This window comes from Clostridium sp. UBA871, from assembly GCF_002295255.1.
In the GTDB taxonomy this organism is placed as follows: Bacteria; Bacillota; Clostridia; order Clostridiales; family Clostridiaceae; genus Clostridium_J; species Clostridium_J sulfidigenes.
Genome location: NZ_DBFV01000011.1, coordinates 884127 through 909564 on the forward strand (window position 1 = coordinate 884127; position 25438 = coordinate 909564).

Below are 25438 nucleotides of genomic sequence, written 5' to 3' on the forward strand. Positions count from 1 at the left end.
TTTACATCCCTCCTATAATAGACATCCATATTTTGAAACTAAAAGCAGCTCCAATAGCAATGGCTCCAGCTATCATAATAGCTTCCAGAGTTCTTGAAAGGCCTGAAAGTAAATCTCCAGCTATGGTATCACGAATAGCGTTAGTTATAACTAAGCCTGGAACAAGTAACATAATTGAACCAATAATTATTTCATCTTTATGAAATATGGGATTTATGTAAGAGAAGAAAAGTCCAATTATAGCGGCTAACGCACCACCTGCCACATTAATGAAAAATTCATTAACGCTTAAACGAGATAACATAGAAGATAATAAATTAATTAAAATTCCTACACCAAAGGCTATAATGAAGTCACTAAAGCTACCACCAAAAAGTAAGGTAAATGTACCAGTAGTTACTCCAGCAAAAAAAGTTTTTATGCTGTTAGAATATTTGGGAAAGCTGCGTATATATTTCAATTCTTTTCTAAGTTCATCTAAAGTTAAAGGATGACTTTGTATTTGTCGAGATAAGTTATTAATTAAAGCTACTTTTTCTAAATCTGTGGCTCTAGAAGTAATTCTCTTAATTATGGTACTATTCCTACCGTTTTCATCCATAGTAGAGGTGATTATTGCTGTAGGAGATACAAAGCTTTCCGCATTATCTATGCCATAAGACTTACATATCATATTTATTGTTTGTTCAACTCTGTAGGTTTCACCACCATTTTCAAGCATTATTTTTCCGGCCTCTGCAGCCAAGTTTACTATATTATCAGTAATCATAATGGTACTCCTTTGTTATATTAACAATATCTTATTATTAGCATTCATCAAAGATATTATAGAACAAAAAACAAGATAATGTATAATTGTTAGAATAATAAATTTATTATATTACAATATTGTGTTAAATTTATTATATAGGCAAATATTATAAGGTTACAATAATCAAGGGCAACTTTCAATATGATATTGTTTTCAAGTTTAGGGTCAATTAAAGAGATAGCTAAGGGGGATTTTATGGATAATGTAAATATATTATTAGAAAGTCTAATTAGTAACTTAAAAGAAGGAATTCACATAGTTGATAGTAAAGGAAAGACCATCTATTATAATCATGCCATGGAAAACATAGAAGGCATGAAAAGTGAAGATGTAATGGGAAAGGAAATTCAAGAGTATCTTAGAGATATAGAACACTCAACTATATTAGGAAGTTTAAAAAGTGGACACACCTATAGAGATACTTTACAAAACTATAGTAATGGAGCAGGTAAGATAATAACCAGTATAAACTCTACTATTCCAGTAATGGTAGACGGAAAAGTTGAAGCAGTAATTGAGATAGCTAGAGATATGACACAAATAAAGAAATTAAATGAAACTATATGTCAGTTAGAAAATAAAAGTAAATCAAAGAAAAATTATTATACCTTTAATGATATTATAGGAAGTAGTAAGGTATTAAATGAAGAAATTTTAAAAAGTAAAAGAGCTAGTATATCTAATTCTTCAGTACTCATATATGGAGAAACTGGATGCGGTAAGGAACTATTTGCACAAGGTATACATTATGAAGGAATAAGAAGAGACAAGCCCTTTATAGCTATTAACTGTGCAGCAATACCAAGTGCACTGTTAGAGGGAATGCTCTTTGGAACGGTTAAAGGTAGTTTTACAGGAGCAGAAAATAAAAAAGGGCTTTTTGAAGAAGCTCATAGAGGTACTATTCTACTTGATGAAATAAATTCTATGGATCCCTATTTGCAATCAAAATTATTAAGAGTACTCCAAGATGGATATATCAGACCACTAGGAAGTAATAAGATTATTGATGTAGATGTAAGGATTATAGCAACAATAAATGAGGAAGCAGACAAACTTATAAGAGAAGGAAAGCTTAGAAAAGATTTTTATTATAGATTGAGTGTAATTAAAGTAATGATACCACCACTTAGAGAACGTAAAGAAGATATAAGCCAGTTATGTGATTTTTTTATAAACTATTATAATGGTATTCTATATAGAAATGTAAAAGGAATTAGTGAAGATGTTATGGAGGGATTTTTAAACTATAGTTGGCCTGGAAACGTAAGAGAACTTAAGAATAATATAGAAAGTGCTATGAACATGGTTGAAGATGGAGAAATATTAACAAAGGAGTGCTTTGGTAATAAGATTAATTCTGTAGTAGAAGTAACTTCAGAAGATGGATTTAGAGGAGATATCCCTTTAAATGAATATATAGATAGTCTTGAAAAAAATATAATAGAAAAAAGCTATAAAAAGAACAATAAAAACATAACAAAAACTTCAGAGGAATTAAAAATATCAAGACAAAATCTTCAATATAAACTTAAAAAATATAAATTACTTTAGTTAACTATTTTTTATGAGGATATAATATAAACAATATGTTAATAAAAAGAATAAATTAAATATTAAAAAGATTTAGAAATATGTATGCCTAAAATTCGGCAAAGCGTATGCAAATAATTTTGCATACGCTTTTTAAGTGGATAGAACCTAAGTAAATATAGAAAAATTTTTTGCGGTAAATTTTAAAAAGTGATGAAATTATATACATTTAACCTATTTAAAGTTATGAAAGCATCTAAATAATGTATTTTCTTTGGCATGCAAATTGCTCTAGTAAAATATAGAATTTATAAAAATAATTTAATCATGAGGGGGATTTTACAATGGAAAATGTTAAGGTAGCAATTTGGGGCTTTGGAGCTATGGGAAGTGGAATGGCAAAAATGCTATTAACTAAAAAAGGTGTAGACATAATAGGGGTTTGTGATATGCACCCTGCTAGAGCCGGAAAAAGTATTTTTCAAGTTTTGGGAGTAGAAAGAGGAGATAGGGAAGATGTAATAATAAAAGCTAACATAGATGAAGTGTTAACAGAAAAATGCTGTGATATTTGTTTATGTGCAACAGATTCTTTCACAAAAAATGCTTTTCCAAAGTTGAAATCTGTACTTGAAAAGAAAATAAATGTTATTTCTACAGCAGAAGAAATGTCTTATCCTCAAGCTAAAAATCCTGAACTAGCTGCAGAGTTAAATAGAATTGCAAAGGAAAATGGAGTTACAATTCTTGGAACAGGTATAAATCCAGGATTAATCATGGATTTACTTGTTGTATGTTTAACAGGTTGTATGACTGAAGTAACTCATGTTGAAGCGAAGAGAGTAAATAGTTTATCACCATTTGGACCAGCTGTTATGGAAGAACAAGGAGTTGGGATGAAGGTTGAAGATTTTAATGCAGGAGTTAAGGACGGAAGTTTAGCTGGGCATGTTGGATTTATAGAATCTGTAAATATGATAGCTGATTCTATGGGCTGGAAAGTTGATAAATTTGAACAACAAATGGCTCCAATAGTAACTACTGTAGATAGAAAGTCACCTTATGGATTTGCAGCTGCTGGAGATGTTGCAGGTGTTAATATGACAGGTCAAGGATATGTTGATGGAGAGGTAAAAATAGATATGATTCATCCACAACAAATAGAACCTGAGATGGAAGGTACATTTACTGGAGATTATATCACAATAAAAGGTACACCAGAAGTTAATATGTCAATTAAGCCAGAGGTTGATGGAGGACTTGGAACAATTGCTATGTGCGTTAATATGATTCCACATGTAATTAATGCAAATCCAGGATTAAAAACTATGATAGATTTACCAGTACCAAGGGCTATAATGGGAGACTTTAGAAATTTCATAGATAGATAAAGTTATTTAATTATAGAAATTTACTTAGGAGGTGAAGGTGTTGATTAAGAAGGACACATTTATTGAAATAGAAACAGTGGTATTACAATGTGAGGATAGATCACCAGCAATTCCAGCCGATACAAAGGAAACTCCACTTAAAATGTGGGTTAGGGGTTTTGTAAATTCAGATTGTGAGCTGGGTGATGAAGTTGAAATCACTACAACTATTGGAAGAACTATGAGAGGTATAGCTAAGGTGGTAGAACCTTCATATTCTCATAATTTTGGTAGCTATGTAAGTGAAATAGCCTATATTGGAAAACAAGCTAAGGAAATGATTTTCAATAAATAGTTATACAGAAAGTAGGTGATTGATATGAATAAGTATGAAGAGGTTATGAGCAGAAAAAATCAAATTATGATTAAGTCTGTAGGAATGGATTTTGATAAATATGAAAAGGGAAGTATAGCTTTTGATTATGAAGCAATGATGAGAGATATAGGATATTCCCTAAGTGATATTATGAAAATTCAACGAGAAGTGGGAGTTGGAAATACACCTCTCTTAGAATTAAGAAATATTACTGCCTTGGCAAGAAAGGTATCAAAGACTGGAAAAGCAGCTAGGATATTTGTTAAAGATGAAAGCTGTAATCCATCTGGAAGTTTTAAAGATAGAAGAGCATCTGTATCTGTGTATGATGCTAAGGAAAGAGGCTATAAGGGTGTAGCATCAGCTACTTCTGGAAACTATGGGGCAGCAGTAGCATCCCAAGCAGCTATGAAGGGATTAAAATGTACCATAGTTCAAGAATGTTATGACTCTAAAAAAGTAGGACAACCAGAGATTCTTGAGAAGGGCAGAAAATGTGAATGGTTAGGGGCTGAAGTTTTACAATTAACAGTAGGACCAGAATTATTCTACACCTATCTAGAGACTTTAGAAGAAACAGGTTTTTATAATGCATCTTTATATTCTGCTTATGGAATAGCTGGAGTTGAAACTTTAGGTTATGAGATAGCTACAGAATGTAGAGAACGATTTGGAAAGGATCCAGAAGCAGTAGTAATTACCCATGCAGGTGGTGGAAATGTTACTGGTACTGCAAGAGGACTTATAAAGGCAGGAGCAAATAATACAAAAGTTATTGGAGCTTCTGTAAATTTACAAGGTCTTCACATGGCAAGTGATAAAGCCTTTAATAGAAAATCCTTCACTACTGGACACACTGGATTTGGTATTCCATTCATGGTATGGCCAGATAGAAGTGACGTACCAAGAAGTGCAGCAAGACCTCTAAGATATTTAGATAGATATGTAACCTTGCCACAAGGGGAAGTTTTCTACATGACTGAGCTTTTAGCACAGCTTGAAGGACTTGAAAGAGGACCAGCTGGAAATACTTCTTTAGCAGCAGCCTTTGTCATAGCTCAAGAGATGGAGGATGATGCAATTTTAGTAGTTCAGGAGACCGAGTATACTGGTGCTGGAAAGCATATAGTTCCACAATTAACCTTTGCAAAGGAAAATGGAATTAAAGTGCTTAGAGGTAATCCAATGGATGAAGTTCCAGGAGAAAATATTATACTTCCAGAGGATCCATCTTATTTACAAGTAGATAATAAAGAGCTAGACGATTATAGAAAATCATTAATTAAAAACACAGTAAAGCTTTTAAAAGAAAAAGAAATTGGACAGGTAGATTTAGATTTCTTATGTGAAGAAACAAAACTTAGAAAAGAAACAGTAATAGATATTCTTAAAGAATTTGGGGTTAATGTGAAATAGGGTTAATAAGTAAATAGGGTAAAGATAAATAATGTGTGAAATAATAAAAAACTATTAGGGGGAGAGAAGTAGTGAAAAGAGAAGACGATTTTGAAATAAGAAGAAAACATTTAGAAAGTTTAAGTGATGAAGAATTATATGAAAGGTTTTGGAAATTGACAGAAGAAATAGTAAATCCTATGGTGGATTTAGCATATGGAAATACCTCATCCTCTATAGAAAGGTCAGTACTTCTTAGAATGGGCTTTTCAAGCATAGAATCTCAAGATATAGTTCAAGAAGGCTTAAAAGCAGGACTTCTTGGAAAAGGTATGGGAAATGTAGTTTTAAAATATGCAAAATTAAAGAGTGTGCCATATTTAGAAGCTGGTAGAGAACTTGGAGAAGGAAAAGGCTGGAATGAAGTAACTAATTTGTTTGGGGGGGTTAAATAATGCTAGATATAAATAAGAAAATAGATGTAGCAGAAATACTTAAGGACTTAGATAAGTATGAACCTAAAAGAAGAGGTTGGCATTGGAGAGAAGAATATAATGAGCCAATGGGAGAGTTTGAATATAAGGAGATATCAAAACCCCTAAAAAATAGTAAAGCACTTCCATCAGCAACCAGCTTTGCTAATATAGACCCTCAACCAAAAGCTGTAATAACTTCGGAAATAGCTTCAGGAAGATTTGAAGATGATATTAGAAGAATGAGAATGGCAGCTTGGCATGGTGCAGATCATATAATGGTTATAAGAACATCAGGACAAAGTCACTATGATAGTTTAATTGAAGGAAGTCCAGAAGGAACAGGAGGAGTTCCAATAACTAGAAAAGAAGTTAGAGCTACAAGAAAAGCTCTTGATATGATAGAGGAAGAAGTAGGAAGACCAATAAATTTCCACTCCTATGTATCAGGGGTTGCAGGTCCAGATATTGCTGTAATGTTTGCAGAGGAAGGAATAAATGGAGCTCACCAGGATCCTCAATATAATGTACTTTACAGAAACATAAATATGGTTAGATCCTTCGTTGATGCAGCAGTAGCAAAACATATAATGGCATGGGCTGATATTTTACAAATAGATGGAGCACATAATGCAAACGCAACTGCAATGAAGGGTTATAAGGTAATGCCTGAACTTATGGTTCAACATGCTATAAATTCAAAATTCTCTGAGAAGGTTGGTATGAAACAAAGCAATATATCACTATCTACAGTACCACCAACAGCACCACCAGCTCCATGTTTAAGATATGATTTACCTTATGCTGTAGCACTTAGAGACTTATTTAAAAACTATAAAATGAGAGCACAGATGAACACAAAATACATGGCATCTTGTACTAGAGAAGCAACAGTAACTCATTCATTAAACTTGTTAATATCTGAACTTACTTCAGCAGATATTCAAAGTACAATCACTCCTGATGAAGGAAGAAATGTACCTTGGCATTATAATAATATCCATGCTGTAAATACAGCTAAGCAAGCTTTAATTGGTATGGATGGCTTAATGGATATGATAGAGCTTAAAAAGGATGGATATCTTCCAGAGAAGGTTAGAGAACTTAAGGAAAGAGCAGTATTATTCCTAGAGGAAATGATTGAAAATGGTGGATATTTCAAAGCTGTAGAAGATGGATTCTTTGTAGATTCAGGAGAATATCCAGAAAGAAATAGTGATGGTATTGCAAGAAAGATAGATGGAGGTATTGCTGTTGATACAGTAGTTCCAAGAGATAAAGAATACTTTGCTCCAGTATGTGCTCACTTTGGATATAATAATATTCCAGAAGAATATAACAAACCATGTGATGCAATAGATGAATGTACATTATGTAATCATAGCAAAATAGTTTATATAGATGAACTTGATGAAGAAGATAATGTTAATGTAAGAATGGCTAAAAATAGTAAAGAGGAAGGAACTATAATTCCAGAAGTAGAGTGGAAGAATGATGGCTATGTATCTACAACATTATTCCTAACTGAAGAGGAAAATATAGCAGAGGCTGCAGCCCTTGAAATAGGAAGAAGAATGAATTTAACTGACGTAGAAGTTATTCATAAACAGGTTATGCAAGATGCAGAAGGTACTTTAGTAGAAATCAAAGGTAGAGTAAGCTTTGCAATTAAAAAAGATGAACTTAAGATTCCAGAAAAGCAAGAGCTTTTACCAGATGATGTAATGAGAGATTACGTTAAGAATAGTCCTATTAGAGTAGTAGCTGCTACTGTTGGAGAAGATGAACACTCTGTTGGTCTAAGAGAAATTATAGATATTAAGCATGGCGGTATTGAAAGATATGGTATAGATGTAGTATATCTTGGAACTTCTTGTCCAGTAGAAAAATTAATAGATGCAGCCATTGAAACAAAGGCTCAAGCTATAATAATGAGTACTATTATCACTCACAATGATGTACACACAAAGAACATGCAAAAGATTCATGATCTATGCATAGAAAAAGGTGTGAGAGACAAATTCATAATAGCTTGTGGAGGAACTCAAGTAACTAATGAAATTGCTGTAGCTCATGGTATGGATGCAGGCTTTGGTAGAGGAACTCATGGAAATAATGTTGCCTCCTTTATCATTGAAACCTTAATGAAAAAAGAACAATAATAATTTGAAGATTTATTATTAGATAAACTAGATTAAATAATAAAAAATATATGATATTTATATAAAGTACTGGGGGTGTCTCAAATAATTAAACTAAGTTTACCTTAAGGATAGATTAATGCTTAGTAAAATTTTGAGGTATCCCCTTTAAACTAGGAGGGAAGCTATGAGAGTTGAATATTTAATAGCGGAAATCGGAAGTACAACAACTGTAGTAACAGCCTTTAATTTTAAAAAAGGAGTTGAGGTTGTAGGACAAGGGAAGGCCTTTACTTCTGTTTTACAAGGTGATGTAACTATTGGACTTAGAAATGCAATTAATGAAATGGAGAAGCAGCTAGGAGAATCCATTGAATATGACAGAATGATAGGTGCTAGTAGCGCCGCAGGAGGCTTAAAAATAACTGTTCATGGATTAGTACAAGATATGACAGTTAAAGCTGCAAAGGAAGCAGCCCTAGGTGCAGGCGGAATTATAAAAATGGTAACAGCAGGTAGGCTTAGAAGAACGGATATTAAAAAAATAAAAGAAATAAATCCTAATCTTATAATGATTGCAGGTGGTACAGACTATGGAGAGAGAGAAACTGCCTTAGACAATGCTGAGATTATAAGAGATGCTGAGCTGAATATCCCTGTAGTTTATTGTGGTAATATAGCTAACCAAGAGGAAATAAAAGAGATTTTTGAAGGTAGAGAACTTTATGTAATAGATAATGTATATCCTAGGGTAGATGAACTAAATGTGGAGCCTGCTAGGGGGATAATTCAAGATGCTTTTGAAGTAAATATTGTTAAAGCCGGTGGTATGGATAAAATTAAAGAAATGGTGGATGGAGCTATAATGCCAACTCCTGGAGCTGTAATGGAAGCTACAAAGTTACTCTATGAAATAATCGGTGATGTAATAGTGGTGGATGTTGGAGGAGCTACTACAGATGTTCATTCCGTAACAGAAGGTAGTGTGGAAATTTTAGATATATTAGTGACTCCAGAACCAAAAGCAAAGCGTACCGTAGAAGGTGATTTAGGCGTATATGTAAATAGAGAAAATGTATTAGAGCTTTTACAAGCATACGAATTAGAAGGAAGAACTAAGGATAGTATAAGGAGTTTCATTAAGCCTATTCCAACTACAGAAGAAGAGAAATATTGGAGTAGGGTACTTACTCAAAAAGCTGTAAACACTGCTATAGATAGACATGTAGGGCAAATTAAAAGAGTATACAATTCAGGAAGAAAGTTTAGTGCCTATGGAAAGGATTTATCAATGGTTAAATATATCATAGGTACAGGGGGTGCTCTAACTAGGTTAGGTAAAGGCAAGGAAATGCTAGAGAGTATAAAGGATGTTAAGGGAGACATTACTATGCGTCCAACAAAAGAGGCAAAGGTACTCCTAGATAATATGTATATCATGGCCTGTGCTGGAGTTTTAAGTAGAGAAAATAAAGAAGCTGCAATAGAATTGCTTAAAGCTAGTTTAAATTTATAATGACAAATTAGATTTTTAGTTTCTGTAAAGGAGGAGAGTTAGAGAATGGAAAAATGTTATTCAGAAGTAGAATTAAATCAAGAAAATTTAACTTATAATATTGCCCTTGAACAAGAGTTATGGAAAGAAGAAGTAAAGGATAGATATCCTAGAATTGAAATTGATTTAAATAAATTAACCTATAATACTAAATTTTTATTAAATATGTGTAATGGAAAGATGATAGACATCGCTGTAGTAACTAAGGTGTTTTGTTCACACCCCGATATAGTTCAAGGTGTTTTAGATGCAGGGGTAAAAACCATAGGAGATTCAAGAGTGGCTAATTTAAAAAAGATAGCAAATTTAAATTGTGAAAAGCTACTTCTTAGAATTCCAGCTCTTAGTGAAGTAAGAGAAGTAATCATGTATAGTGATATTTCCCTTAATTCAGAGATAGATACAATTAAGGCATTATCAAAGGAAGCTATAAGAGCTAAGAAAACTCATAAAATAATTTTAATGGTGGATTTAGGAGATTTAAGGGAAGGTGTTTTAGAGAAAGATGTACTAGAAATGTCCAGGGAAATTATTAAATTGCCTAATATAAAGCTTATGGGGATAGGAACAAATTTAACTTGCTATGGAGGAGTAATACCTGATGAAGTAAATTTAGGAAGGTTGCTAGAAATAAAAAACACCATAGAAGAAGAATTAAATATTAAGATACCTATAGTATCAGGAGGAAATTCTAGTAGTTTATATATGGTAATGAATAAAACTATTCCAGAAGGAATTAATAATTTAAGACTTGGGGAATCAGTGGTTTTAGGAAGAGAAACCGCTTATGGAAGAGATATTCCAGGAATGTTTAAAGATGTGTTTACTTTAAAAGGTGAAATTATAGAAATTAAGGATAAGCCATCAGTACCAATAGGAAATATTGGCATGGATGCCTTTGGAGAGGTTCCAACCTTTCAGGATAGAGGAACAATAAAAAGAGCTATAATTTCAATGGGAAGACAAGACGTAAAAATTGATGGAATAACTCCTAGAGATGAAAAAATAAGAATATTAGGTGGCAGTAGTGATCATCTTTTACTAGATGTAACGGAAAGTGAAGCTGACTACAAAGTTGGTGATATAATTTCTTTTGATGTAGATTATGGAGCATTATTATCTTCAATGACCTCCTCCTATATAAATAAGTGTATAATGTAAATAAAAAAATAATTTTAAGGAGAGATTTGAATGGTTGATTTTAAATTATTTACTGAAGACTTAAATGTAGCAATAAGGAATCTGCATGAAAAAGGTGCCTTTTTAACTGTAAAGTCTGGAGATGAAGTTAATACTATGACAATAGGTTGGGGAAATGTTGGCTTCCAATGGGGAAAACCTATATTTACAGTACTAGTGAGAAAGCATAGACATACCTTTTCTATTATAGAAAAAGCTGATAACTTTACTGTAACAATTCCTCTTGATGATAGCTTAAAGGAGGAAATTAAATTCTGTGGTACTAAATCAGGAAGAGATTATGATAAATTTAAGGAATGTAATTTAAAACTAATTCCAGCTAAAACTGTAGATACTCCAATAATAGAAAAATCTAATGTATTGACTTATGAATGTAAAATAGTTTATAAACAAGAAATGAATCCAGAGTTTTTATCTGATGCTATAAAGAGCTCAAGCTATCCAGCAGAGGACTATCATGTGTTATATGTAGGTGAAGTAGAAGCTTGCTATAAACTATAGAATTATATTTTAAATTGAATTAATGGCTTCCTATATAAATATTTGTATAGGAAGCTATTTTTATATGGAACTATAAAAATAGTTAACTATGAAGCTATTAAACTATATAACTAGTTAACTATTTGTTCTATTCATGCGGGTTTCAGGGTTTTTCAATGTAATGGAAGCGTAAATCTGTTGGAAGTTTAAGAAGTATGAAGTCATTTCTAAAATTATAAGCTGATAAAATAAGTTAATATAGCTATTTGTATAACAAGGATAAGAGGAATACCAATAGTGAATTTTTTATGCTTAGTTTTATGTCTAAAAGTGCTCATACCAGCTAACATACCAATGGAACCTCCTATTATAGATATACATATAAGAGCTTTTTCACTAACCCTCCATTGTCTTTTTATAGCCTTCCTTTTATCTATTAACATTATAAAAAATCCAATTAGGTTTATTACTATTAAGTATAAAATAAAATTATTAAACATAAGACCTCCTAAAGTATTTATATATTTAATTTATATTATATAAAAATAAAAAGCAATAAGGATATATTTATTTTAATGGGTTGTATTAGTTAAAAGTACAATGTAAAAAACTCTCACCCATTGTTCAATTTAATAATAAAATACAACTAATCATTTGAGAAGAAAATATATTTTAGAGTTAGGTAGTTATTCAAATATACAAAATGTGCATGAAAGTATCATTTTTGAACATGAAAGTACATGGAAATAAAAAGGTAAAAGATGAAATTTGTAGAATTGTAAAAATGTAATAAATATTTGGGGGATAATTGTGACGAAATTTTATAAAAACGTATGTAAATTACTTATAATTACATTATTGGTAACAATGACACCAATAAATGCAATCATAGTAAGTGCTACGGATGACACAGAAGAAGTAACTACTAAAAAAAATCAGGAGGCAGAAATAGTTAGAGAACTTGAAGAGAAGAGAGAGGAGAATACAAAGTACTTTTTAAAAGACGATGGAACTTATGAAGCAATATTATATGAAGAACCTATACACTATTTAAAAAATGGCAAATGGATAGATATCAATAATTCATTGCATGATAAAGGGAATTATTATGAAAATAAAGAAAATGAATTCACTGTTAGGATAGGTAAAAATGCCAGTGATAAAGAGCTTATTTCTGTATCAAAGGATAAGTATAAAATATGGTGGAACATAGGTGTTGGTATCGGAGAAAAATTAGAAGAAGTACCAGCATCAGATGATAAAGGTGTTGAAGAAGAAAAACCAACTATAGATAATAAGAAAAACGAAGAAACAGAAAAGCCATCAACAAAGGATAAACCAAGTGAGGAAAGTGAAAAACCATCAGATGATGATAAACAAGAAGGGGAAATAGATAATCCACCTTTAGATGGCAAAACAGACGGTGAAACAGAACCACCATCTACTGAAGACAAAAAAGGTGGAGAAACAGAAAAACCAACTACAAATGAAGAAATAAAGGATAGAGTAGATGATTCACCTATTGATAGTGAAACTACTAAATTAAAAAAGAAAACTAATTTAGTAGGAAAAGTATCAAAAAATACTACAATAGATAACACTTCAAATAAAGAAAAAGAGAATAAAGAAAAAGAAAAAGAGAATAAAGAAAAAGATTCAAATAAAGATTCAAATAAAGATGAGAAAGTAAGTAAAGAAACTAAAGAAACTAAAGAAAATAAAGAAAATAAAGAAAATAATAAAGATGATATTAATGGAGATGTAAAAAAATCTAATAGTAGTGATAAAAATAAGAATAAAGATAATGATAAATTAAATAAAAAAAATAAAAATAGAAAAATAAGAAATATAAGCAAACTAAGTAAAGCATCAGTAGAAAATACAGATATAGATAAAGTTATTGATGAAATGGTGGAACAACAACTTGGAGGTAATAGAAGGGCAAAAAGATCAATTAGTGATAATAAGAGTTTAAGAGATAAGATTAAAAAGGAAATTGATAAGAAGTTTTTACCCAATGTTAAATCAAGTGTGGAATTTAAGTCTATTTACGAAAATATTGACTTAGAGTATAAATTGATAGGAAAAACAGTAAAGGAAAATATAATATTAAATGAAAAAATAGATAATCCTTCAATTTTGTTTAATTTGAATATAGAAAATCTAAAACCTAGAGTTGAAGGAAATATAATTATATTTGAAGACTTAGAGACTGGAGCTGAAGTATTCCAATTAGATAAGCCTTTTATGTATGATGCAAAGGGAGAATTGTCTGAGGATATTGAGCTAATATTCAAAGAAGCAGAAGAAGGAGGATATACATTAGAGATAGTTCCAAATAATGAATGGATTAATGATGATAAAAGAGAATTTCCAATTACAGTAGACCCAATAGTAAGAACAGATACTAATACTAATTATATAGAAGATACTTTCATAGCATCAACAGATACTGAGAATAAGTGGAACAACTTATTTCTAAGGGTTGGAAATGTTCAAACCATAGGAACTACAGAAACATATGTTAAGTTTACTAAATTACCAAAATTAAATGCTGGCGATATGGTAGTAGATGCACAATTAGCTTTGTTTAAGCAGGATAACTATAGTGGGGCTGATGGTCAAATAAATGCATATACTGTTACTAGTCCCTGGGCTGCAACACAAAGTAATGGAGTAATATGGAAAACTAAACCTAAAGTTGAAAGTAGAATATTAGATATTCAAACTGTTAAGAATGGTTGGTATTCCTGGAATGTCACCAAAGCTGTAAAAGGTTGGTATACAGAAGGAAATAATTATGGTATAGCTTTAAAAAGAGATAATCCTGCATCTGGAAATACGTCATTTTTATCTTCTGATTGTCATAGTGCCTATAGCTCTGGATGGCCATTAGTACAAATTCAGTATGTTAATAATACAGGATTAGAGAGCTATTGGACATATCATTCACAGGATATGGGAAGAGCAGGAATAGGATATATTAATGACTATAATGGTAATGTTATTTTTACCCATAATGATTACACTGCATTAGATAGTAGGTTAGCTTTAAAGGTAGAGCATGTTTATAATAGTAATGATAAAGAGACTGATATAGGATACGGAAAAGGGTGGAAACTCAACATTCAACAAAGGATAACTGAAGAAGTAATAAATGGTACAACTTACTATAAATATTTTGACAGTGATGGAACTAATCATTACTTTTATTATGATTTAGCATCTAAAACTTATAAATGTGAAAGTCTTGAAGGTATTAAATTCACTAAAAATAGTGATGGAAGCTATATGATTACAGATAAAGATAGAAATAAATTATATTTTGTTCCTGGTGGGTACCTTAAAACTATTACAGATACTAATAATAACAATAACACTATACTTTATGATGGAACTAGAATAAGTGGAGTTAAGGATAGCATAGGAAGAACTACACTTTTACAATATACATCAGGTGGAACGTTAATTGGTATCACAGATCCGGCGGGAAGAAAAACTAGCTATGCTTATAATGGAATACAATTAAGTAGAATAACTTATCCGGATGGTAAGGCATCTTATTATACTTATGAAGGTAATAACAATTTATCTTCTGTTAAAAGTTTAGATGGTGCTAAATTGCTTTATACCTATTATGGCGGTTCTACTTCAAGAGTTAAAACTGCCACTTATGTAGATACAGCTGGGACACAGGGGCAAAGTCTAGCCTTTAAATACAGCTATAATGAAACTGAAATAAAGGATGTTAAGGGTAGAACTAATACTTATCAATTTAATAATGGAGGAAATACAATATCTATTAAAGATTCTAATGGAAGTGCACAATACTATAAATATGATAGTAAAGATAAAGCTAAAAATAGATTGGAGCTGGAATCTAAGGTTCAAAAGACAAGCAATAATTATTTAATGAACCATAATTGTGAGTTAAAGGATGGAAATTGGAGTGCTGGTTCTTGGTCAGGTTCTGCAGGTACTAATGAATTTACTACTACAAAAGCTAACATGGGAAAATATTCATTAAAGGTAAATATGACAAATAAAACTAGTAGGAGATTTTATAGTCAAGCTGTCACCTTAGAAAAGGGTAAGACTTATACATTTTCAGGATATGTATCCACTGATGGAATAAGTAATACTAATAAAAAAGGTGCTGCTTTATTTGTAAATTATACTGATAATACAGGGAATTATGTAACAAAAGATTCTAAATATATTAGTGGAACTACTGGATGGGATAGGGAATCTATAACATTTACTTTGCCATCAGATGCGACATCTAATCTTGTATATATTAGATGTGGGTTAATTGAGGAATCAGGAACTGCATATTTCGATAACTTACAAGTAGAAGATGGAGAAGTTGCTAATAGATATAATTTGGTTGAAAATCCCAATTTTGTAGTTAATGGAGCACCTAATGCCAACTTTTGGACTACAAGTAACTGGGAAAGTACAAATGGATTATATACAACTACAGATTCAACTTATCCATCAAATCTAGATAAAATAAAAGCTGTTTATAAGATGCCTGGTAATACAGAAAAAGATAAAAGTATATATCAAACAATAAACGTTTCAGGAAAAAAAGATGATGTTTTTGTAGTAGGAGGTTGGGCAAAGGCAGAATCACTTCCTCTAATAGGCAATGGTAGATATTTTGCTTTAGATGTAGGATTAGAAAAACCAGATGGTAGCTATGAATGGACTGTTATTCCTTTTAATGGAGATTCATCAACATGGCAATATGTATCAGGACAAGTTGTGGCTAAGAGTGATTATAAAAGTGTAAGAGTATATGGACTTTACTATAAAAATGCTAATATAGCTTATTTTGATGGATTCCAATTATATAAAGAAGAGTTTGGTGCAAGCTATCAGTACGATGATAAGGGTAATATAACGTCTACAGAGGATTTAATAAAACAAAAAACTAATTATAAATATGATGGTGATGATAAATTAACTTCTGTTACAGATCCAAAAGGAAATACAACTAAGTATTCATACGATGGTAATAGGAATTTAATTCAAACTACTACTGCAGAAAACATTGTAAGTTCTTTTATTTATGATGAGTATGGAAATTCAGTAGTATCAAAGATATCTGGAAGTGGATTGTTTATGGAAAGCAGTAATATTTCAAGTGATACTGCAGGATACACAAAAAGAACTATAGATACCAGTGGAAACGAAATACTGAACGTATATAGCGAATCTAAGGATAACTTAGATGTAACTATTAATTCACAAGAGGTTTCTACTTATTATGGATATGATGAAACAGATAAGCTTATAAATACAAGTGCCTATAACCCATATGGTGACAAAAAGACAGGAGAAACTTTCCTTGTAAATGGTAATAGTAGTGGAGATTTAGGAAGTAAATCCCTTGGGTTGGGTGCTACTCCAGTTAAGGATAACAAAGGGCATTACACTTTCAAAGTTCAAGATGGAGGAGGAGTTCCATATAATTTAGGGATAAGCAAAAATAAAGGGACTATTGCATTAAAATTCAAGCCACAAAGTAATGGTAGTCTTAGGTATTTACTTTGCAGTTCATCGCCTAATGGTGGGTCTTTAGCTGTATATGTAAATACGAGCAATAAATTATGCTTGGCATTTAAAGATAGTAGCGGAATTTGGAAAGAGTCTATTGTATTAAATAAAGCTATAAGTGCTAACACTTGGTATTCTATGATAGCACAATGGGAAAATACATCTTCAGGATTAAAAGCTACATTAACTATAGATGATGAAGTAAAGAATGCTACTGTTAGTGGTGTAAAAGACTTTACTGGTGGTAAGGTTATAGTTGGAGCAGATTTTAATAATAAAAATGCATTAAATGGAGAAGTGGAAGAATTATACTGTTCTACAGAGGTAGACAATTTAACAGAACTAAAGCAGCATTATAATAAATTGAAGAGTGGTAACTATGGATACTACAAAAATTGGGATGAATATGTTCCTTTAAGAGGAAATTCTTCAAGTATTAATGGACTTAGAGCACTTACAGATAAGAGCAAGTATGATTCATCTAATGAGCTAACTATGCAAGCTACAGGAGGCAGATATGCTAACTATAGTAGTGGAATAAGGGACAACTCAGGAACAATGAACCTTTGGCTTAAGCCTAGTGCAAGTACTAGTACAAGATATATATTTTCTGGAACAACTAGAGAAAATATTGGTGTGATAGAGGCATATTTAGCTTCGGATAATAAAGTAAAGTTATCTGTTAAGAATAGTAGTGGAAGTATTGTAGATATAATAACATCAAATACAGCTGTAACCATAGGACAATGGAATATGTTAACAATATCTTGGAATAAAAGCGGAACAACTCTTACAACAAATATGTATATTAATGGAAATAAAGAGAAATCAGCTTCAGGTACCTATAAAGATTTTTCAGGAGCTAATATATGTATAGGTCAAAAATTATCTGGTAGTTCAATAGAAGGAAATCTAGATGAACTCATACTTTCAAGCAAATGCTATGATGACAATACTGTAAAATCAATGTATACTAAAGGAAGAGGAAAGGTAACTGCTAGGGTAGGACAGAATAACTATACTTATAATAATGATAGATTATCAAAGGTTTCTAGCAATAGTACAAGCTACAACTTTACCTATGATGGAAATGGAAATCAGAAATCTGTAGCAGTGGGAAGTAGCACTTTAATAACCAATAACTATGATAATGTATCAGGTGTATTAAAAAATGCTACCTATGGAAATGGCAATACAGTAGCCTACGGTTATGATAATTTAAATAGGGTAACTAGTAAAACCTTAGATGGTAAGACAGCTTCAAAATATACCTATGATAATTCTGGGAATTTAGCTATATCTCAGGATTTAAAAAGCGGAATTACTAATAAATACACCTATGATTTAGCAGACAGACTAGTAAAAACAGAGGATTCAAATGGAAACTGGTTTAAATATGATTATGATAAGACTGATAAAACTAGTAAAAAAGAAAACTATATAGCAGGAAAATCATATTCCACAAGCTTTAATTTTGATAAAGACGGAAAAACTGAAAATGTATCATTGCCTTCAGGAAAAACTTATTTTTATATTTATGATTCTATAGGAAGAACTAAATCTAGAACACTAAACTTAGATGTTGCTTATACCTATGATACAAGATATGAATACAAGGCTGGTTATGCAGGTTCAACAACTTCAATGGTATCATCAATAAAAAATGGCAATAGTGAAATAAAATATACCTATGATGACTTAGGAAGAATTGAAACTGTAAATAATGGTAAAGTAATAAAGTATTATTATGATAGTTTAGGACAGGTTGTAAGAGAAGATAATGGAGAACTTAATAGAACTATAGCCTATACCTATGATCAAAGTGGAAACATTCTAAAGGTTGCAGAATATGCACTAACAAGTAACATAGCACTAGGAGCAGCAACTAAAGCTGTAGATTATAGCTATGGTGATAGTAATTGGAAAGATAAGTTAACCTCTTACAATGGAAAAGCCATAACTTATGATGCCATAGGAAATCCATTAACTTATGATGGCTACACCTTTAAATGGGAAGGTGGAAGAACATTATCCTCTATAACAGGAAATAGTAAAAACATTAGTTATAAGTATAATAGTGATGGAATAAGAACAGAAAAAACAGTAAATGGAGTAAATCATAAGTACACACTAGAAGGAAGTAATGTAGTATATGAAGAAATAACTAATGGAAGTAAAGTAGATAGGATTTTTTATAACTATGGAGATAAAGGTCTTGTGGGCTTCGTGCTAAATGACGCTGAACAATATTTTTATGTTAGAAATGCTCAAAGTGATATTATAGGAATAATAAATTCTATCGGAAAACAAGTTGTTTCTTATACCTACGATACTTGGGGTAAATTAATATCTATAACAGGAGATAAGGCATTAGGAGAAAAGAATCCTTATAGATATAGAGGCTATAGATACGATACAGAGACTGGATATTACTACTTACAATCAAGATATTATAATCCTGAGTGGGGAAGATTCTTGAATACAGATGCGTTGGTATCTACAGGGCAAGGATTATTATCCTATAATGTGTTTATTTACTGTTTAAATAATCCATCATCTAATAAAGATGACAATGGATTCCTTTGTAGTTCAATCACTGAAGGGGTTGGTACTAAGGATACCAAGGAAACGAGAGATGGAATAAAATCAGGATCATTTTGGGGACAATCCGTCTATGATTTTGGAATCAATCTTGGTAAAGGAGCTATTCGTGTTGTTAAAAATGGAACTAAGGCACATAGCGGAAAAGTAATGAGCTACGGAGCAGGGATTACTGATGCTTTTATCGGCAAAAGTAAATATATATTAAGTGAGACAATAGATGCATTTAAAGGTTCTATAAAAGGATTTGCTGCAGTTGGACTAGTATCAAGTGCTGCTAGTAATTATATAGAATATGATGGAAATATTAAACACGCTGCAATAGGGTGGGCAGTAGATTCTTTAGCAGGTGTATTTATAGGTGTAGCGGCTACAGGAATTGTGGCATTTGCAGTGACGGCAATAGGAATAACAGCTCCTGTTTGGGCCACTGGTATTGCAGTGGGTGTATTAGCAGTGGGAGGAAGTCTATTATTAAATAAGACGGTAGAAAAGATAAAATTTTCAATAATATCGGGAAGTTAGAAGGAGAAGAAAATGAAAGCATCTAAAATTAAACAAGAAGAAAAAATGGAAATTAAAGATTTGAAAAGATTAAGTATTTTTGTTTCTATAGCATTTATGATAGCAAGTTTAATTTTTAATGGAGCATTACTAATGGATAAAGAGGTGTATTCTAATATATCGCCAATATTAATAGGATTATCTATAATATTAGGTATAGTAATGTTAATATTAAGTCTAAATGAAAAAAGAATATATATGACGTATCATATATTTGGATCAATACATGGAATTGTAGCATTGCTATCTATTTATTTAGTTTGTGTAAATCAACTAGTGCCTCAAAGTTTAATTACAAAAGTATTGATATTTTTTAATTATTTATTTATAAATTTATGGGTTTTTTATAAGAGAATAATAGTAAAAGATAAAGCCTATATTACTAGTGTAAGTGAAGGCACTCATATAAAATATATTAAAAAAGATTTATTTTTATCTTTAATTATTTCTGCGATAATAATAACAATTGCTAAGGTGCTAGATTCAAGCCCAATTATAATTGAAAAAGGAGAATTAAAACTGTTTATTGTAAGTATTATAGGGATAGGTGTTACCATATGTTTTAGCATATCATACATTACAGCAATATCTAATTATATGTATAATATAAAGAATAACAAATCATTTCAAAAATTGAGCAAATAAAATTTGAATAGTATATTTAGGAGGCTTGAAATGCGTAATGGAATTTCTGCAGCAATTTTGGGAGTAGTAATATTTTTAATTATTGCAAAGAAAACTAATATGATAAAGAAATAAATAACACATTACATAAAGGTAAGGAACATAGAAAATTTTATGAACTTTACCTTTATTATTTTTATATTTTTAAAATTGGAGTATGGGTATATGGTGCTAGTGTAGGTTTAGGTATTGGTATAATTACTGAAGGTGCAAAATGGGGAGTCACAGAGATTATTAAAAAGTTTGATTAGAGGTTTATACGAGGAGAGAGGAAAGATGAATAGTAATAATAAAGGTATATATGCAGTAGTAGGAATAGCTGTCTTTATTATATCGAAGCTTATACTTGGAAGTTTAGGAATAGAGAATATACCAGTACCAATTATCATAGGTTTATTAGCAGCTTCATACGCTATGTTTTTAATAGGGATACTTAATAAAAAATTAACAGGAGGAGAGAAGGTTTGTTATATAGTATTTGCAATTTTATTCGCAGTTGCGATTGTTAGTGCTATTATGGTAACTATATTCTTGAGTTATTTTTCACAAAATGTAGCAGAATACAAAGTGTTGATGTTAATACTATTAACAGTTGGTATATTATCACTTTTAGGTATAGTGATTATATCATTGATAATTATAAAAAAATATCGAAGTTAGATACTCTATAATTAAAACTTATATATGATGTATAAGAAGGGTATTATTAAAAATATAGTTACAATTTAGAAGTATTATACTTAATAAAAAATTAGAAATAAAATTCCGGTATACTTAATATACTGGAATTTTATTTATTTTATATACGGTATAATAAATTTGTCATCTTAATTCTATATAAAAAGTTTGAAAAGTATTTTTAGGTAAATTTCACCTTAAATAGTATAAGTAAGTTTTAATAACTAAATCCCGGAATTCAGCTATTGAATTTAAATATACATTAGAAGGAAATAAAGTAGGTTATGAAGAAGTAACTAATGGAAGTACAGTAGATTAACAGAGTTCTTAGCTTGTGTGAGAGTGTTTTCTCTCACAGAAGGTTAGAAATCGTTATCTAGGGGCGTAGTAGCCATTAGTGAAGAAGGGATACTAGCCATCAGATAAAATTTTATATAACTATGGAGATAAAGGTCTTGTAGGCTTCGTGCTAAATGATACTGAAGAATATTTCTACATTAGAAATGCTCAAAGTGATATTATAGGAATAATAAACTCTATTGGAAAACAAGTTGTTTCTTATACCTATGACACCTGGGGTAAATTAATATCTATAACAGGAGATAAGGCATTAGGAGAAAAGAATCCTTATAGATATAGAGGCTATAGATACGATACAGAGACTGGATATTACTACTTACAATCAAGATATTATAATCCTGAGTGGGGAAGATTTTTGAATGCGGATGCCTTAGGTGGAAGTATAGGTGAATTATTGTCACATAATACTTTTGCTTATTGCAATAATGATCCTGTAAATGGTAAAGACCCTAATGGGTTTAGACCTATATACACTCAAGGTGAAGAAACAGCTGCAATGAGAGATGCTTCGTATAAGGTTATGAACCAATATTATGGTACTAAATATCATAATTCAAAGTCAAAAAGTACTGCAGTAAAGGATGCAATAATAGGAGGAATAATTGGAGCTCTAGAAGGTAGCTTTGGCGATGGGTTAAAAGAAATTCCGGATTATATTGAATATTGTGTCAATAGACAAGCTTGGAGACATGGAGGAACATTAATTCCAGTAAAAGGTGCTTCAGCTTTAAGGACCATAGGACATGTTGAGAAAGGACTTGGAATAGTTGGAGTAGGAATGGGTGTTATAGGAGCAATCAAAAGCTTTAATAAAGGAGAAATAGCAGGTGGATTCATTGATTTAGGAGCAACAGCAGCTGGAGTTGGAGTAGGATTGGGAATTGGAGCAGTATCAACAGCAATAATTGCATTAGGAGCACCAGCTATAGCAGTTGGAGTAATAGGTACAGCATTTGGTATGGGGATATCTGCTTTAATTAATTTTGGAGCTGAGAAATGGAAAGATAAAATTTATGGGAGGTAGTAAAGTTGAAAATCAATAACAAGTGGAGATACATTACCCCATCGTTATTAGTAATATTAATAGGAAGATATATAAGCAGTAAATATGGGGTGGAAGCAAATGAAAAGTTTACAATAACCATTTTGGAATTGGTAATATTGGTGTGTATATTAGGAATCATATATTTTATGATGAAAAAATATTATGTGATAGCAATAGGTGTAATGGCTTTCTTAATCCCATTCATTATGTGTACTATAGGACTATATATAAATAATTTAACTTTATTTTATATTGGACTTGTATTAGTGCTAATAGTTTTTATTAGTGTATGTATAATTGTTAAAGTAATGTGCAAAAATAAAAATAAATAACACAAATATTAAAATATCCTATATTATAATTGACTAAGTAGTCTGTTGTATAGGATATTTTTTTATTTATATATAAGAAATTTACAGAGTGATATAATAGATTTCGATGGTAAACAAGTTGTTTCTTATACTTACGAGAGCTAGGGTAAGTTAATATCTGTGGATTAAAAAGGAAACTCCTTTTCATATTCATTCAAATGAGTAAGTTCCACTAACCAAATTAAAATTTGGAGTGTCACTTAAAGCCTTAGGAGAAAAGAACCCTTATAGATATAGAGAATACAGATATGATACAGAGACTGGATATTACTACTTGCAATCAAGATATTATAGTCCTGAGTGGGGAAGATTCTTGAATGCAGATATATTTTTAGGACAACCAGGTGAATTACTATCTCACAATATGTTTATATATTCAATGAATGACCCTATAAATATGAAAGACCCAAGTGGATTTAGACCTATATATACTACGGGTGAAGAAACCGATGCAATGAGAGAAACATCTCTACAAGTTATGAATGCTGTATCTAAAAAAAGAACCACCTCCAAGTGAAGTTGGATACAAAAAACCTAAAGAAAAGGGGAAAACGGAAACAGTAAAGTTGCCAAATGGGCAAAGAGGATGGGGAGATGCTGATGGCAACGTATGGGTACCGATACCAGAAGGTCATCCATTAGCTCACGGTGGAGAGCATTGGGATGTAAACTATCCAAATGGAGGGTATGATAATGTATATCCGCCTGATGGACATGTTAGAAAAGGAAGTGGTCCAAGAGGTAAGTTTTCACCAGAAGGTAAAAGAATAGTTATGGAATCAACTGAAATAGGTGGTACGGCATTATTACTATATGGAGCTTATAGAGTAGCGCGAATGGCACCTTCATTCGCACCACCTTTGTGGTGGACAATTCCGGCAAATGTTGCTTGTCCATAAAAGATATGTTTAGGAGGGTTTAAAATGAACAGCGATGAATTATTAAAAAAAATTCAAGATATAATTTTTTCAGTTCCAGGAGAAATATATAAATACAATCAGCCGAGTGATTGTTTTGATGATGATTGGAGAGAAGCTTCAACTCAAGAAAGGGCTTTTTTGTTAGTTGAAAGTTTGCTTATAAACCTAAACAAAAGCAAAACAGAAGAGAATACAAAACAAAAAGAAAATCTTGTTGAAGTTAAGATTGATAAACTACCAAGATTTTATAGCATAGCAGATGAAAATATGTTCTTCAATGCTATTTACACCGTGCCATCCATAAAAGAAGTAATTGGAAATGGAAGGGAGTTATTTCTATACTATGATAAGAAGATAACAAATGAAGAAAGAAATTTCATAGTTGGATTATTTAAAAGATATCAAATTCCTATCCCATCTAAAATTAATAGTTAGTATTCAATAAAATAAGTATGAACTAGCTTAGTTGCTACTTAAAGATACATATAACTATTCTGTAGAGAATCGTTATATATTAATCTGAAAAATATAAGTAGGAATTTGATTTATACCAATTATTATGTGAGAGACAGGAGTGATTCCTGTCTCTATTTTTCGTATTAAATAAAATTGTAATTATACATTATATAGGAGAATTTTTTTAAAATTTTGGTCTAGAAACATCATTAAAAGTCTGGATTAAACATTAGTTAAGCAATACTAAAATGGGGGAATATTTAAGTAGGTAGTATGTCAATTATGAATATAAAAGTTGGATTAATAATTATATTTATTACAATTCCATGTATAATTTTAACATTTAAAGCTGTACAGCATATTATGAAGGGGTTGCCAAGTGGAGAGAAAGTTAAAATGAAAGAATTAAAGATAGGATTAGTGTATATTATTATTATCATATATACGGTTATATCTAATTTAATTTTAATTAAATTACATTAACAACTAGAGGGGGAGGTTATCGTGAATATTGTAGGAGATATTTTATTAAAAATTGCTTATACTATATTAATGTTGATGATTTTTTTACTTTCTTATGTTGGATTTAAGGAAACATCTAAATCCCTTAAATCAAAAAAATATATTGGTAAAGATAAGTTAATGATGAATTGGCTCAGATTACTATGTGGTTTTTCTATATATGGTTGTGGAATGATAATAATTAAATTTATTGTAGAAATAATATTATATTTAATGAAAATATAATACAGAAAAATTAATTGTTTTTTTAAAATATATTTTTATAAAGAAAAATTTACTATATAAAGCGTCGAAAGAAATATCTAGAAAAAACTTATGTGGTAAATAAAGGAGTATTATGA

Annotated in this window: 21 protein-coding genes; 19 read left to right on the forward strand and 2 right to left on the reverse strand. The window is 30.9% G+C overall.

Annotated features, from left to right (window positions below):
- Position 1: 1 nt before the first annotated feature.
- A complete protein-coding gene (locus B3086_RS17250) occupies positions 2–769 on the reverse strand; it encodes a threonine/serine exporter family protein (RefSeq protein WP_035134500.1) in 768 nt (255 codons plus the stop codon).
- A gap of 237 nt (positions 770–1006) precedes the next feature.
- On the opposite strand from B3086_RS17250, the gene B3086_RS17255 reads away from it, so the two are divergent.
- The 9 genes from B3086_RS17255 to B3086_RS17295 all read left to right on the forward strand — a co-directional run bounded on the left by B3086_RS17255 (position 1007) and on the right by B3086_RS17295 (position 11355).
- Positions 1007–2365, forward strand: coding sequence for a sigma-54 interaction domain-containing protein (locus B3086_RS17255; RefSeq protein WP_346893979.1), 1359 nt, complete (start codon positions 1007–1009; stop codon positions 2363–2365).
- A gap of 323 nt (positions 2366–2688) precedes the next feature.
- On the forward strand, positions 2689–3735 hold the full coding sequence (ord, locus tag B3086_RS17260; RefSeq protein ID WP_346877804.1) for a 2,4-diaminopentanoate dehydrogenase: 1047 nt from the start codon (positions 2689–2691) through the stop codon (positions 3733–3735).
- Between the two features lie 37 nt (positions 3736–3772).
- Positions 3773–4069 (forward strand): 2-amino-4-oxopentanoate thiolase subunit OrtA, encoded by a 297-nt coding sequence (gene ortA / locus B3086_RS17265; protein WP_346893981.1) that lies wholly within the window; start codon positions 3773–3775, stop codon positions 4067–4069.
- Positions 4070–4093: 24 nt separating this feature from the next.
- The gene (ortB, locus tag B3086_RS17270; protein ID WP_346893983.1) at positions 4094–5506 is read left to right on the forward strand and encodes a 2-amino-4-oxopentanoate thiolase subunit OrtB; all 1413 of its coding nucleotides are present in this window, start codon (positions 4094–4096) and stop codon (positions 5504–5506) included.
- Positions 5507–5577: 71 nt separating this feature from the next.
- Complete coding sequence (locus tag B3086_RS17275; protein WP_346893985.1) at positions 5578–5940, forward strand: ornithine aminomutase subunit alpha; 363 nt, start codon at positions 5578–5580, stop codon at positions 5938–5940.
- On the forward strand, positions 5940–8120 hold the full coding sequence (gene oraE / locus B3086_RS17280; RefSeq protein ID WP_346893987.1) for a D-ornithine 4,5-aminomutase subunit OraE: 2181 nt from the start codon (positions 5940–5942) through the stop codon (positions 8118–8120). Before B3086_RS17275 ends, oraE begins: the two co-directional genes overlap by 1 nt.
- Positions 8121–8286: 166 nt before the next feature.
- Positions 8287–9615, forward strand: a complete 1329-nt coding sequence (locus B3086_RS17285; protein WP_346893989.1) for a GlmL-related ornithine degradation protein — start codon at positions 8287–8289, stop codon at positions 9613–9615.
- Positions 9616–9660: 45 nt separating this feature from the next.
- Positions 9661–10815 (forward strand): ornithine racemase Orr, encoded by a 1155-nt coding sequence (orr, locus tag B3086_RS17290; RefSeq protein WP_346893991.1) that lies wholly within the window; start codon positions 9661–9663, stop codon positions 10813–10815.
- A 30-nt stretch (positions 10816–10845) separates the two neighbouring features.
- Positions 10846–11355 carry a flavin reductase family protein gene (locus B3086_RS17295; RefSeq protein WP_346893993.1) on the forward strand — a complete coding sequence of 170 codons (510 nt, stop codon included), beginning with the start codon at positions 10846–10848 and terminating at the stop codon, positions 11353–11355.
- Positions 11356–11567: 212 nt separating this feature from the next.
- Here B3086_RS17295 and B3086_RS17300 read toward each other — a convergent pair whose 3' ends face one another.
- The gene (locus B3086_RS17300; RefSeq protein WP_346878574.1) at positions 11568–11834 is read right to left on the reverse strand and encodes a DUF1294 domain-containing protein; all 267 of its coding nucleotides are present in this window, start codon (positions 11832–11834) and stop codon (positions 11568–11570) included.
- A gap of 310 nt (positions 11835–12144) precedes the next feature.
- Between B3086_RS17300 and B3086_RS17305 the strand changes: the two genes are divergently transcribed.
- From B3086_RS17305 to B3086_RS17350, 10 genes are all read left to right on the forward strand, one after another.
- Positions 12145–20022, forward strand: coding sequence for an RHS repeat-associated core domain-containing protein (locus tag B3086_RS17305; protein WP_346893995.1), 7878 nt, complete (start codon positions 12145–12147; stop codon positions 20020–20022).
- Positions 20023–20034: 12 nt separating this feature from the next.
- A complete protein-coding gene (locus B3086_RS17310; RefSeq protein ID WP_346893997.1) occupies positions 20035–20706 on the forward strand; it encodes a hypothetical protein in 672 nt (223 codons plus the stop codon).
- 315 nt (positions 20707–21021) lie between these two features.
- Positions 21022–21405 (forward strand): hypothetical protein, encoded by a 384-nt coding sequence (locus tag B3086_RS17315; protein ID WP_346893999.1) that lies wholly within the window; start codon positions 21022–21024, stop codon positions 21403–21405.
- 484 nt (positions 21406–21889) lie between these two features.
- Positions 21890–22807 carry an RHS repeat-associated core domain-containing protein gene (locus B3086_RS17320; RefSeq protein ID WP_346894001.1) on the forward strand — a complete coding sequence of 306 codons (918 nt, stop codon included), beginning with the start codon at positions 21890–21892 and terminating at the stop codon, positions 22805–22807.
- 5 nt (positions 22808–22812) lie between these two features.
- On the forward strand, positions 22813–23160 hold the full coding sequence (locus tag B3086_RS17325; RefSeq protein ID WP_346894003.1) for a hypothetical protein: 348 nt from the start codon (positions 22813–22815) through the stop codon (positions 23158–23160).
- Between the two features lie 232 nt (positions 23161–23392).
- Positions 23393–23716 (forward strand): RHS repeat-associated core domain-containing protein, encoded by a 324-nt coding sequence (locus tag B3086_RS17330; protein WP_346894005.1) that lies wholly within the window; start codon positions 23393–23395, stop codon positions 23714–23716.
- The gene (locus B3086_RS17335; protein ID WP_346894007.1) at positions 23682–24098 is read left to right on the forward strand and encodes a polymorphic toxin type 37 domain-containing protein; all 417 of its coding nucleotides are present in this window, start codon (positions 23682–23684) and stop codon (positions 24096–24098) included. Before B3086_RS17330 ends, B3086_RS17335 begins: the two co-directional genes overlap by 35 nt.
- A gap of 24 nt (positions 24099–24122) precedes the next feature.
- A complete protein-coding gene (locus B3086_RS17340) occupies positions 24123–24554 on the forward strand; it encodes a hypothetical protein (protein WP_346894009.1) in 432 nt (143 codons plus the stop codon).
- A gap of 294 nt (positions 24555–24848) precedes the next feature.
- Entirely contained in the window at positions 24849–25058 is a 210-nt protein-coding gene (locus tag B3086_RS17345) for a hypothetical protein (protein ID WP_346894011.1), read from the forward strand.
- Positions 25059–25079: 21 nt separating this feature from the next.
- Complete coding sequence (locus B3086_RS17350; protein ID WP_346894013.1) at positions 25080–25322, forward strand: hypothetical protein; 243 nt, start codon at positions 25080–25082, stop codon at positions 25320–25322.
- Positions 25323–25438: the final 116 nt, after the last annotated feature.